10 protein-coding genes are annotated in these 12,419 nt (G+C 74.9%); 9 read left to right on the forward strand and 1 reads right to left on the reverse strand.

Annotated elements, in window-relative coordinates:
- The first annotated feature begins 180 nt into the window (after positions 1–180).
- The 3 genes from ACFYUY_RS37425 to ACFYUY_RS37435 all read left to right on the forward strand — a co-directional run bounded on the left by ACFYUY_RS37425 (position 181) and on the right by ACFYUY_RS37435 (position 2,490).
- On the forward strand, positions 181–1,191 hold the full coding sequence (locus ACFYUY_RS37425; RefSeq protein ID WP_387907675.1) for a zinc-binding alcohol dehydrogenase family protein: 1,011 nt from the start codon (positions 181–183) through the stop codon (positions 1,189–1,191).
- A gap of 93 nt (positions 1,192–1,284) precedes the next feature.
- Entirely contained in the window at positions 1,285–2,013 is a 729-nt protein-coding gene (locus ACFYUY_RS37430; protein WP_387907594.1) for a hypothetical protein, read from the forward strand.
- 42 nt (positions 2,014–2,055) lie between these two features.
- Positions 2,056–2,490 carry a hypothetical protein gene (locus ACFYUY_RS37435; protein WP_360223102.1) on the forward strand — a complete coding sequence of 145 codons (435 nt, stop codon included), beginning with the start codon at positions 2,056–2,058 and terminating at the stop codon, positions 2,488–2,490.
- 47 nt (positions 2,491–2,537) lie between these two features.
- Here ACFYUY_RS37435 and nadE read toward each other — a convergent pair whose 3' ends face one another.
- On the reverse strand, positions 2,538–3,368 hold the full coding sequence (nadE, locus tag ACFYUY_RS37440) for an ammonia-dependent NAD(+) synthetase (protein ID WP_360223105.1): 831 nt from the start codon (positions 3,366–3,368) through the stop codon (positions 2,538–2,540).
- Between the two features lie 791 nt (positions 3,369–4,159).
- Here nadE and lanKC point away from each other — a divergent pair.
- The 6 genes from lanKC to ACFYUY_RS37470 all read left to right on the forward strand — a co-directional run bounded on the left by lanKC (position 4,160) and on the right by ACFYUY_RS37470 (position 12,410).
- Positions 4,160–6,793, forward strand: coding sequence for a class III lanthionine synthetase LanKC (lanKC, locus tag ACFYUY_RS37445; protein ID WP_387907599.1), 2,634 nt, complete (start codon positions 4,160–4,162; stop codon positions 6,791–6,793).
- A gap of 136 nt (positions 6,794–6,929) precedes the next feature.
- Positions 6,930–7,067, forward strand: coding sequence for a SapB/AmfS family lanthipeptide (locus ACFYUY_RS37450; RefSeq protein ID WP_350639260.1), 138 nt, complete (start codon positions 6,930–6,932; stop codon positions 7,065–7,067).
- 176 nt (positions 7,068–7,243) lie between these two features.
- Positions 7,244–9,004 carry an ABC transporter ATP-binding protein gene (locus ACFYUY_RS37455; RefSeq protein ID WP_387907602.1) on the forward strand — a complete coding sequence of 587 codons (1,761 nt, stop codon included), beginning with the start codon at positions 7,244–7,246 and terminating at the stop codon, positions 9,002–9,004.
- Positions 9,005–9,170: 166 nt separating this feature from the next.
- Positions 9,171–10,415 (forward strand): cytochrome P450, encoded by a 1,245-nt coding sequence (locus ACFYUY_RS37460; protein WP_360222435.1) that lies wholly within the window; start codon positions 9,171–9,173, stop codon positions 10,413–10,415.
- A gap of 120 nt (positions 10,416–10,535) precedes the next feature.
- Positions 10,536–11,897, forward strand: a complete 1,362-nt coding sequence (locus tag ACFYUY_RS37465) for a hypothetical protein (protein ID WP_387907605.1) — start codon at positions 10,536–10,538, stop codon at positions 11,895–11,897.
- Positions 11,898–12,065: 168 nt separating this feature from the next.
- Positions 12,066–12,410, forward strand: coding sequence for a hypothetical protein (locus ACFYUY_RS37470; RefSeq protein ID WP_360222429.1), 345 nt, complete (start codon positions 12,066–12,068; stop codon positions 12,408–12,410).
- Positions 12,411–12,419 lie beyond the last annotated feature (9 nt).

Genomic DNA, 12,419 nt, shown 5'->3' on the forward strand with positions numbered 1-12,419 from the left:
GGCGCTCGTCTTCCCCCAAATAGACCCCCCGGCCAACCTGTACCCGTTCGCCCCACCAGCCCCCCCCCCCCGGGGCCCCCGCCGGGGCCCCCCCCCCCCGGCCCCCCCCCCCCGGCTCCCCCGGGCCGGTCGCACCAGCGAGGACACGAGGAACCCGCCGTGAGCACGATCCCCACCACCATGCCCGCCGTCGCCTACCGCCGCAGCCTGCCGATCGACCACCCGGAGAGCCTGGTCGACGTCGAGCTCCCCGTCCCCCAGCCCGGGCCGCGCGACCTGCTGGTCCGGGTCGAGGCCGTCGCCCTCAACCCGGTGGACCACAAGATCCGGCAGAACGTCGACCCGGGCGGCGAGCCCAAGGTGCTGGGCTGGGACGCGGCCGGCACCGTGGTCGCCGTCGGCAGCGAGGTGGAGCTGTTCCGCGTCGGCGACGAGGTCTACTACGCCGGCGCCCTCGACCGGCCCGGCGCCAACTCCCGCTACCACGCGGTGGACGAGCGACTGGTCGGCCACAAGCCGTCCTCGCTCACCTTCGCCGAGGCCGCCGCCCTCCCCCTGACCGCGCTGACCGCCTGGGAGGGCCTCTTCGAGCGGCTCGGCGTGCGCGGCGGCGACCCGGAGCAGCCCGGGACCCTGCTGGTCACCGCCGCCGCGGGCGGCGTCGGCTCGATCACGATCCAGCTGGCGCGCGCCCTCACCGGCCTGACCGTCGTCGGTACCGCCTCCCGCCCGGAGAGCGTCTCCTTCGCCCGCCGCATGGGCGCCGACCACGTCATCGACCACCGCGAGCCGCTCGGCCCGCAGCTGGCGGAGGTCGCACCGGGCGGCCTGGACCACGTCTTCAGCACCACGGGCACCGTCGACAACCTGGCCGCCTACGCCGAGGCCCTCAAGCCCTTCGGCGGGATCGTCGCCATCGACGACTTCGACACCCTGCCGGTGGGCCTGCTGAAGCCGAAGAGCATCGCGTTCCACTGGGAGTTCATGTACACCCGCTCGATGTTCCGGACCGCTGACCGGATCGCCCAGCACCACATCCTCGACCGGGTCGCGCGCCTGGTGGACTCCGGCGTCCTCGCCACCACGGCCACCCGGAACCTGGGCCCGCTGACCGCCGCCTCCCTGCGCGAGGCCCACCGCCTCCAGGAGTCGGGCACCGCCGTCGGCAAGACCACGCTCACCGGCTGCTGACCGCCGGCCCCGCGGCACCCCGGCCTTCCCCGTCCTCCGGCCGCCGGTCACACTGGCGCGGGCACAGCAGACGGACGACCGGACGGGGGCCGCATGGCACGGGGCAGGAAGAAGCGGAAGAGACCGCTCGCGGAGGGCGCCGGGCGCCCGCCGAAGGCCGCCCGGAGGCGTCGGGGTTCCCGGCCGGACGCCTCCTTCGCACCCCGCACGGTGCGCCGCGCCGCCCTCGCGGTCGCGGTGCCCGCCCCACTGCTGCTGGTCGGGCTGATGGTGCTGGCCGCCGACCCGGACGTCTCGGCCGTGTGCACGGTCCTCGCCGTGCTGGTGCTGGTCTGCGCGCTGGGCGGTCTCATGGTGGTGCGCACCAGCGGCTGGGTGCTCTGGCCCGGCGTGCTGCTGGGCGTGCTGCTGCTCGCCCTGCCCACCGCGACCACCCGGGCCGAGGTGCTCGCCCACCGCGCCGAGCGCACCGAGGTGGTGATCACCTCGGCGCACAGCGCCAGGGACCGCAGCGGCACGGTGCACTGGACGTGCGGGATCCGCCGCACGGACGGGCGGCCCCTGCCGCACGCCTCCTTCGACGGTCTCGGCTGCGACGGGGCCTCCGACGTGGGCTCCACCACCGGCGTCCTGGTCGACCCGGGCGGCTGGGTGCCGCCCGCCTCGACCGACCTCGACCTGTCGTTCCTGTCGGCCGGCGTCTACGCGGTGGCCGCGCTCGCCCTGCTCTGGGCACTGCTGGTCACCGCGGCCGCCCGCCGCACCCTGCGCACCGCCGGCTCCCGAACGGCCGGGCACCCGCCGGCCCGCCGCCACGGGTGACCGGGGCGGAACCGCACCGCTCCCGCCCTCGTCCTCAGCACGGTGAGCGAGCAGACCCCCACCCCTACCCCCGCCCTGACCTACTTCCGGGCCGCGCCCGCGCTGTGGAGCGCCCGGGACATCCCGGGCTGGCGCGAGGACGGCCGGCTGCGCGGGTTCTACACCTGGTTCCTGCACCCGAACGTGGGCATCGACCTCGTCGAGGAGAAGCGCTCGCTGCTCCGGGACCGCGCCTACGCCCGGCGGCTGCGCACCAGCCTGGAGTACCTGCTGGAACGGCAGCCCGCCACGCTCGGGACCTGGCACGCCATCACCGGCTACGACATCCACTTCTACGGCGAGGGCGAGCTGTACGGCTTCCTGCTCGACCTGCACGCCTTCTTCTTCGGTGACCGGCCCGGGCCCCCGGAGGACCCGGACCCGGACCGGCCGTCGCCCCCGCCGCACTGGACGTACTGGGCGCGCTTCACCGGCTGACGCGCCCGGGACCCGCCAGGGGCCCCGGGACGCGGAACGGACGGACCCTACGGCGCGATCGGGAGCCGGCGCTTGTGCTCGGTGGCGCGGTAGCGGTCGACGATGATCTCGAAGACCCGCCCGTCCACCGGCTTGCCCTCCAGGAAGTCGTCGATGTCGTCGTAGGTGACGCCGAGCGCGTCCTCGTCGGCCTTGCCCGGGTCGAGGGTCTCCAGGTCGGCGGTCGGGACCTTCCACACCAGCTCGGCGGGCGCACCCAGCGCGTCCGCGACGGCGCGCACCCGGCGCTTGGTCAGGCCGGTCAGCGGGACGAGGTCGGCGGCGCCGTCGCCGAACTTGGTGAAGAACCCCGAGACCGCCTCGGCGGCGTGGTCGGTGCCGACGACCAGGCCGGACCGCGCGCCGGCCACCGCGTACTGGGCGATCATGCGCTGGCGGGCCTTGATGTTGCCGTGGACGAAGTCCTGGTGGTGGGCGTCCCGGAAGGTCACCCCGGCCGCCAGCGCCGCCTCCAGCGCGGCGTCGCTGGCGGGCTTGACGTCCACGGTCAGCACCTCGTCGGCCCGGATGAAGGAGAGCGCGAGCTGGGCGTCGTGCTCGTCGCCCTGGACGCCGTAGGGCAGCCGCATCGCGTGGAACCGCGCCTCGTGCCCGGCCGCCCGCGCCCGCTCGACGGCGAGCTGGCAGAGCCGGCCGGCCGTCGTGGAGTCCACGCCGCCGCTGATGCCGAGCACCAGCGAACGCAGACCGGTGGTCACCAGTCGCTCGGTCAGGAAGGCCACGCGGCGCTCGATCTCCCGCTCGGCGTCGAAGGTCTCGGCGACCTCGAGTTCGCGGGCGATCTCCTCTTGCAGGGCTATGGACGCCGACTCGCTCACGGCTGCTCCTCGTTCCGGTTCGCTGGGTTGTGCCGGGCCCACCTTATCGGGGGCGCCTGCCGCGGATCGGCGCCGGACACCCGGCCGAATTCCCCGCCGGACGCCGCCGCCGGGCTCCGTGTCGGCACGGCGAATGCCGGAAATCCCCGGTCGCCGCATGCCGTACCATCGACCGCCAGATCGACGTCCGGAATTCCATTCGGAATCGACACCGTCGATTCCACCGTCGGCGAGGTGAACGAAAGGCGTCCCGGATCCGAATTCCGCGGGGCCGCACCACCCGCGCGCCCCGCGCGCCCCCGCCGGCGGCGGGGACGACACCCAGCCGTCCACCATTCGGACGTCTCGCCGTCTTCGCAGGTCAGAGCGGTGCAGCGGGCGTCACGCCAGGGCCGGGGGCCGTACGGCGGCACCCCGGGGCCGGGCCGCCACGCCCCGGCCGGTGCGCTGTCACGCGCCGCGGCTCGCTACGGAGCGGAAACCGCGCCCTGGGGTGAATATCCGTCCGGAATACGCGCCTTCACGCCGTTGTAACCTCGCCCTCACAATCCCAATACTTCCGATTGTCACAGCGACGCCGGGCACCGCCCCGGATCCCGATCGGCCGCCGCCCGCCGGAAGCCGCCCCGTACCGCCGGCCTCCCGCTCCCGAGCCCCAGCGACCGCCGCGTTCCCCCGCATTCCTCCGTGGTGCCGCACGTCCGTCCCCCCGAACACCGCCGCACCGCGACCGCTCCACGCACCCCACCCCACCCCCGCCCGTGCACTCCCCTGCTCCGAGGAGGGTCCCGTTGGACAACCGGTACGAGGCCTACGCCTTCGCCGATCCGATCTTCTACGACTCGCCCCGTCGCTGGGGCGCCACCGAGGAGTTCGACGCCGTCACCCGGCCGCTGCCCGCCGGGTGGGAGCGCGGCGACCTGGAGATGTGGGCGATGCTGCGCCCGACCGACGTCCGGCTCCCCCAGCAGGGCTGGAAGATCCACGTGTCCGCGACCCCCGAGGACGCCGAGCAGGTGCTGGAGGAGGTCCACCGCTTCTGCCTCGCCGAACGCGTCGCGTTCAAGTTCCTGCGCGGGCTGCCGATCCTCCAGGTGCAGAACTCCAAGTACGCACCGCGCGGATCCAGCGGCAAGTTCTGCACCCTCTACCCGCGGGACGACGCGGAACTCGAGCGATGTCTGCACGGCCTCGGCCCGCTGCTGGCCGGCCGCCGGGGCCCCTACATCCTCAGCGACCTGCGCTGGGAGGACGGCCCGCTCTACCTGCGGTACGGCGGGTTCGCCGAGCGGTACACCCGCAACGCGGCGGGCGACAAGGTGCTCGCCCTGGAGGACGGCGAGGGCCGGCTCGTCCCGGACGTCCGGGGCGCCGGGTTCGCGGTGCCGCCCTGGGCGCCGGTGCCCGCCTGCATCGCCGCGGCGGTGGCGGCGCGCGCCGCCCAGCAGGACGACGAACTGCCCTACACCGTCGAACGGGTGCTGCACTTCTCCAACGCGGGCGGCGTCTACCTGGCCCGCGCCGAGGGTCCGGACGCACCGCCCGTCGTCCTCAAGGAGGCCCGGCCGCACGCCGGGCTGGACCAGCGCGGGACCGATGCGGTGACCAGGCTGCAGGCCGAGCACGACACGCTCGCCCGGCTGGCCGGGGTGCCCGGCGTCCCCGTCCTGCACGACCTGCTGACCGTCTGGGAGCACCGCTTCCTGGTCCAGGAGTTCGTCGAGGGCGAATCGCTGAGCCAGTGGCTGACCGGCCACTACCCGCTGATCCACCCGGACGCGGACGAGGAGGCCGTCGCCCGCTACACCCGCGAGGCGCTCGCCATCGTGGCGCGGATCGAACGGACCCTGGACGGCATCCACTCCCGCGGGGTGGTCTTCGGCGACCTCCACCCGCGCAACGTGATCATCCGGCCGGACGGCGAGATCTGCTTCATCGACTTCGAACTCGCCAGCACCGTCGAGGACTTCGTCCGCCCGGCGCTGGGCGCGATGGGATTCACGGCCCCGCCCGGCTACACCGGCGCCCAGATCGACCACTACGGCCTGGCCGGCATCCGGCTCTGGCTCTTCCTCCCGCTGGCCCAGCTGCCGGCCCTGGACCCGGGCAAGGCCGCCGAGTTCGCCGACGACATCGAGGCCCGCTTCCCGGTGCCGGCCGGCTACGCCGACGGGATCCGCCACCTGCTCGGGGCGGCCCCCGGCGACGGGCGCAGCGACCGCCCCGAGCTCGGGACCCGCCGCCGGGAGGCGGGTGCGCTGCTCGGGGCCCCGGCCGCCGACTGGCCCGCCCTCCGGGACTCGCTGGCCGAGGGGATCCTCGCCACCGCGACCCCGGGGCGCGCGGACCGGCTCTTCCCCGGTGACGTCGCCCAGTTCACCCGCGGCGGTTTCGGCCTGGCCCACGGCGCGGCCGGCGTGCTGTACGCCCTGCACGCCACCGGCGCCCGGATCGAGCCCGACCACGTGCGCTGGCTGGTCGACGCGGCCCGCACCCGTCCGCTGGGCCCGGGCCTGTACCACGGCGGGCACGGCGTCGCCCAGGTGCTCGACCTGCTCGGCGAGCACGAGGCGGCCCTGGACCTGCTGGAACGGCTCGGCACCTCGCCCAAGGAGGACGTGGGCGCCGGCCTGGCCGAGGGCGGTGCCGGTATCGCCCTCGCCCTGCTGCACTTCGCCGGGGCCACCGGCGACGCCGGCCTCCTCGACGCCGCCCGGGCCTTCGGCACCGCCGCGGCCGACGAGGCGCAGCGGGGCGGCACGGACGGCGGCCGCCGCCGGACGGGCCTGCTGGCGGGTGCCTCAGGAGTGGCGCTCGCGCTGGTCCGGCTCCACGAGCGCACCGGCGACCAGGCCCTGCTCGACCGGGCCGAGGCCCTGCTGGAGCTGGACCTGGAACGCTGCGTGCGGGTCGCGGACGGCACGCTGCAGGTGCTCGACGGCCGCCGGGTGCTGCCGTACGTCGAGACCGGCAGTGCCGGCATCGGGCTCGCCCTGGAGGCCCTGCTGGCGCACCGCCCGGACAGTCCCACCGCCGACTGGGCGCCGCTGATCCGCCGGGCCGCCGAACCCGAGTTCGTCATCCAGCCCGGGCTGTTCAACGGACGGGCCGGACTGCTGGGCTACCTGGCCCGGTGCCGCCCGGCCGATGCCGGGGAGGCCGCCCGCGCACGGCGCGCCGTCGAACGCCACCGCCGCCTCCTGAGGCTGCACCAGGTCACCTACCAGGGGTGGCTCGCCTTCCCCGGGGACCAGTTGCTGCGGCTGTCGACGGACCTGGCGACCGGCTCGGCCGGGGTGCTGCTGGCGCTGGGGACGGCCCTGGCGGACACCCCGTTCCTGCCCTTCACCGCCGCCGAGCCCGGCACCCGGCTCGGCGCCGATCCGGCGACGGACCCGACGGGCGCCCCGGCGCCGGCCCCCTGAGCCGCCGTACCCGCCCCACCGTCCCGGCCGGGAAGTACGCCGGGACACCCATCGGGCGCCGCGAGCACCGCGCGCCCCCACCCGCCCCCGGCCACCAGGCCGGGTGATCCACCCGTCCGAAGAGAAGGAGAAAGTCATGGCGATCCTCGACCTCCAGACCATGGAGCTGCCCGAGACCGAGGCGGCCCCGATCGACGACACCCTCGCCTCCACCAGCTCGCTCAGCGTGCTGAACTGCGGCACCAGCACCGTCAGCACCCTCGTCTGTCTCTGATCTGAGACTCCCCCGGCCGGGGGCGGCACCCCCGCCTCCGGCCGGCCGGGCCGTAGCAGGCTCCCTGCTGCGGCCCGGGCCGTCCGGTCCGCCTGGTCAGCGGGCCGGACGGTGCCCGTTGTGCCGCGCGGCCCGCCGGGCCGCGCCACCCAGCCCGGAGCAGAGAGGGGTCCCCCGTGGCGGACCAGGTCCCGCCGCCCGCCGCAGGTGCCGCGGGCCCGGTGCGGCTGCGCCGTGAACTCACCCGTGAGCCCGGCCGCCTCGCCCTCGCCCTGCTGCTGGCGCTCGCCGCGACCGCCGCCACGATCGCGCTGCCGCTGATCCTGCGCGAGGTCATCACCGACTTCTCCGACCACCGCCCGCTCGCCGCCGACGCCACGTGGATGTGCCTGGCCGCCGCGGGCAGCGCCCTCGCCCAGGCCGGCTGCGGCTTCCTGCTCGCCCGGATCGGCGAGCGGATGGCCTACCGGCTGCGGATCCGTCTGATGGAGCACGCGCTGCGGCTGCCGCTGGCGGTCGTGCGCACCCAGGGGACGGGCGAGCTCGCCGCCCGGGTCACCTCGGACGCGCTGCTGCTGCGCCAGGTCGTCGACGTGGCCACCCAACTGCCGCTGGCCGCGCTGACCGTGGTCGCGACGCTGGCGGTGATGGCCTGGATCGACTGGCTCCTCACCCTGGTCACGGTGGTGGCGCTGGCCGCCCTCACCCTGGTCGTGGTCCTGGTGCTGCGCCGGATGCGGGCGAACGTGACCGGTCAGCAGGACGCCGTCGGGCACATCTCCCAGCGCTTCACCGCCAATCTCCAGGCCCTGACCACCATCAAGGCCTACCGGGCGGAGCCGCTCGCCACCCGGGCGCTGGCGGCCGACGCCGAGCGGTTGCGGGCGGTCTCGCTGGACGGCGCCCGGCTGGGCGCGCTGATCCCGGCCGCGCTCACGCTCGGCAACCAGCTCGCGATGATCGCGGTGATCCTCACCGGCGGCGCCCGGCTGGCCGACGGCTCACTGGCCCCGGCCGCCTTCGCCGCGTTCCTGCTCTACCTGCTGCAGACCATCCCCTCGGTCAACACGCTGGCCAGCGGGATGGGTCGGCTGCAGTCCGGCCTGGCGGCCCGGGACCGCTGCAACGACCTGCTGCGGATGGCGCCCGAAGCCGATCCGGAGGACACCGGCCGCGGGGCGCCGACCCCGCTGCCGCACGCACCGTCCGTGACGTTCACGGGCGTCTCCTACACCCACACCGGGGCCGAGGACCCGGCGCTGCGCGGGGTCTCCTTCAGCACCGCCCGGACCGGGCTGACGGCCCTGGTCGGCCCCTCCGGAGCCGGCAAGAGCACCGCGCTCTGCCTGATCGACCGCTTCATCCGGCCGTCCTCCGGTGCGATCACCGTCCTCGGCCACGACACCCGGCACTGGCCGCTGGCGGCGCTGCGCGCCCGGATCGCCTACGTCGACCAGGCCTTCACCCTGCTGGAGGCCACCGTCCGGGAGAACCTCCAGCTCGGCCGGGCCCAGCCGCTCGGCGAGGCCGAACTCGCGGCCGCACTGGCCTCCGTCGGACTGACCGAGGACGTCGCCCGGCTCCCCCGGGGCCTGGACACCGTCCTGGGCCGGGAGACGGACCTCTCCGGCGGTCAGCGCCAGCGCATGGCGCTGGCCCGCGCGCTGCTCTCGGACGCCGACATCGTCCTGCTGGACGAACCGACCAGCCAGCTCGACGGTCTGAACGAACAGCGGCTGCGCGCGATCGTCGACGACCTCGCGGCGACCCGGGCCGTCATCGTGGTGGCGCACCGGCTGTCGACGGTCCAGCACGCCCACCACGTGATCATGATGAGCGAGGGCGGGGTGGTCGACGCGGGCGACCACCCCGCGCTGCTGGAGCGGTGCCCGCCCTACCGCGAACTGGTCGCCGCCCAGGCCCTCCCCGCGCACTGACGCGCCGTCCGCCGGCCCGCGGCGCGGGCGAGCGGGGGCACGGGGCGCGGCCGCGGGGCGCGGGAGGCCCTCTCGACGCGGGCGGGCCGAGGCGTCATCCTCGACCGGGTGCGCCCGCTGCGCGGCCCGCCGCCCGACCGTGTGCCCTCCCGACCCAAGGAGCCCCATGGACCGTCCGCGCCTCGTCCTGGACCCGACCGGCCGCGCCCGCGAGGCCGAGACCGCCGAGCTGTGCGCCCGCGGTCCCGCGACGCCGGTCGACATCCTCGGTGTCGAGGCCTGGGCGGTGGCGGACCCGCTCCTGCTGGAGGAGCTGCTGAGGGACCCCCGGGTCTCCAAGGACGGGCACCTACACTGGCCGGCCTTCGACGAGGTGGTGCCCAAGTGGCCGCTGGCGCTCTGGGTCGACGCACGGAACATGTTCACCGCGCACGGCGCGGACCACCGCCGGCTGCGCCGCCTGGTGGGCGGCGCGTTCACACCCCGGCAGATCGACGCGCTCGCCGGTCGGGTCGGCGCCCTGGCGGACGCCCTGCTGGACGGGATCGCCGCGACGCCGCCGGGCGTCACCGTCGACCTGCGCGAGCGGCTCGCCTACCCGCTGCCGATCCGGGTCATCGGCCACCTCATGGGCCTTCCGGCGTACCTGGAGGAGCGGTTCCGGCAGCACGTCGACCGGGTCTTCGACACCACGCTGACGCCCCAGGAGTCCGCGGCCAACGCGGCCGCCTTCTACGCGATGCTCGACGACCTGATCTCCGCCAAGCGCGAACGGCCCGGCGACGACCTGACCTCCCGGCTGATCGCCGCCCGCGACACCGAGGGCGACGGTTCGGCCGCCGCCGCGCTGACCGAGCAGGAGCTGCGGGACACCCTGCTGCTGGTCGTCTCGGCCGGGTACGAGACCACGGTGAACCTGATCGACAACGGCATCGCGCTGCTGCTCTCCCACCCCGAGCAGCTCGCCCTGGTCCGGGCCGGCGAGGTGCCGTGGAGCGAGGTCGTCGAGGAGGCGCTGCGCCGGGACGCCCCGGTGGCGCACCTGCCGCTGCGCTACGCCGTCGAGGACATCCGGCTGTCGGCGGAGGTGACGATCCGCCGGGGCGAGGCCATCCTCGCCGCCTACGCGGCCGCCGGCCGGCACCCGTGCCGGTTCGGGGCGACCGGTGCGGAGTTCGACGTCACCCGGCCGGTGAAGGAGCACCTCGCCTTCGGCCACGGCCCGCACTTCTGTCTGGGCGCACCGCTGGCCCGGCTGGAGGCCGAGACGGCGCTGAGCCGGCTGTTCGAGCGCTTCCCCGGTCTGACCCTCGCGCCGGGCGCCGAGCTGCTGCCGGTCGAGTCCCTGATCTCCAACGGCCACCGGTCGCTGCCGGTGCTGCTCTCCGGCCCGGGGGCGGCGGAGGCGTAGCGCCGCCCCGGACCGGCACGCGCTGCCCTCGGGCCGGTACGCGCCGCCCCGTGGCGGCCCGTCTCCCGGGCCCGAGGGCGCCGAAAAAATCGCACACCCACTTGTTGTCAGTGTGATCAGATGTGTGGACGCTGTGGCGTCGCACGCCACAGGGGGAGGAATCGGCCCACCCACGAACCGGGCCCCAGGTCACACGGGAGACGCACCATCAACACCGCCATACGCAGGGCCGCCCGCGGCACCCTGCCCGTCGCCGTCAGCGCCGCCGTCCTCGCCGCGGGCCTCGCCGCCTGCGGCACCGTCGAGCAGCTGACGGCCGCCCAGAAGGTCTCCAAGGCCTTCGGCAAGCTCGGCGACGCCCGGTCCGCCGGGGTCACCGTCTCCGTCGAGGCCACCCCCGAGCAGATCGTCGCCTTCGGCAAGGCCTCCGGGGAGGAGGTCGAGCGGAAGAGCGCCGAGGCCCTGTCCGGCCTGAACGTCACCGTGGCGATGGCCGCCGACAAGCCGCTCAAGGACCTCGACACCTTCAAGAACGCGCAAAGCTCCGGCGGCACGCAGGACCTGACGTTCGACAGGTCGCTGCGCGTCTCGTACGTGCTCGCGGACAAGAAGGGCACCGCCCTCCTGGAGTACCGCCAGGTCGACGCGAAGGGCTACCTGCGCGTCGACGCCAAGGGCCTGGTGAAACTGGTCGGCGAGGACCCGGCCGAGGTGGACTCCGTCACCCGGGACCTGCCCGCCGACCTCGACGCGGTCAAGCAGGCACTGACCGGCAGCTGGGTCTCGGTCGACCTCCAGGAACTCGCCGACGCGTCCAAGAAGTCCGACGGGGCCAAGCCGAACGCCCCCACCGGCCGGCCCACGCTCGACCCGAACACCGCCCGGCAGCTGACCGACTCGCTGAAGGACGTGTTCTCCCGCACCGTCACCTTCGAGGACAAGGGCAAGAAGGACGGCGCCGAGCACCTCCTGATGAGCGCCCCGGCCCGTCAGCTGGTCGACGAGGTGCTGAAGGCCGTCAAGCCGCTGTCCGCGAAGTTCCCCCAGCAGTTCGAGAAGCTCCCCGCGAAGGCCCCGGCCGGCATCCCGGACCGCAAGGTCGGCGTCGACCTGTACCTGAAGGGCGGCGCGCTCTCCTCGGCCACCTTCGACCTGGCACAGCTGGAGGAGAAGGCCGGGCCGGACGCCGCCTTCCCGGTGAAGCTCGCGTTCGGCGAGACCGCCCCCGCCGTCCAGGCTCCCGCCGGCGCCCTCAGGATCACCGGGACGGACATCGGCAACGCGGTGCTCGCCTTCGCGGGCGCCGCCGCCGAGAAGGACGGGCCCGGCACCGCCGGCACCGCCGGCACCGCGGGCAAGCCGCTCACCGACGCCCAGGTCAAGGAGCTCGTCGGCCTCGGCATGCCCGAGGAGCAGATCCGGATCTTCAACCAGCTCGGCATGGACTACGAGGAGATCAAGGACCTCGCCAAGAACGGCTGAGCAGCGCGCGTCGCGGGGCGCGGGGGACCGGACCGACCGGCCTCCCGCGCCCCGCGGCCGTTCCCGGGCACCGGCTCACCGGCTCACCGGCGCGGCGGCTTGCCCAGCACAACGGATCGCACACAGACTTCCCCCGGAACTTCCCCTTCCCCCGACCGGAGGACTGCGATGACCAACGCCAAGCGCGGATCGGAAGCCCTGCTCGAGGCCTGGCGCAACGCCGGACGCCCGATCAGCGACGAGTTCGTCGCCGGCCTCGCCGACATCACGTCCGAGCTCGTCCTGGAGCGGATCCACATCCGGGGCATCCCCCGCCCCGACGTCCTGCAGGCCTCGTTCCGGCTGAACGGCGACGGCTCGCAGGTCGGCGCCGTGGTCCAGCAGGTCGCTGACCTGGCCCGGCGCACCGAGCTCACCGACGACACCTCGCTCTTCTACTTCACCCGGGGTCTTCCGCCCGTCTTCGACCAGGTCCTCGAGGTGGCCGTCGGGACCGGCACCCGCGCCCGCTGAACCCCCGAC

The sequence above is a fragment of the Kitasatospora sp. NPDC004745 genome, from assembly GCF_042873275.1.
GTDB lineage: Bacteria > Actinomycetota > Actinomycetes > Streptomycetales > Streptomycetaceae > Kitasatospora.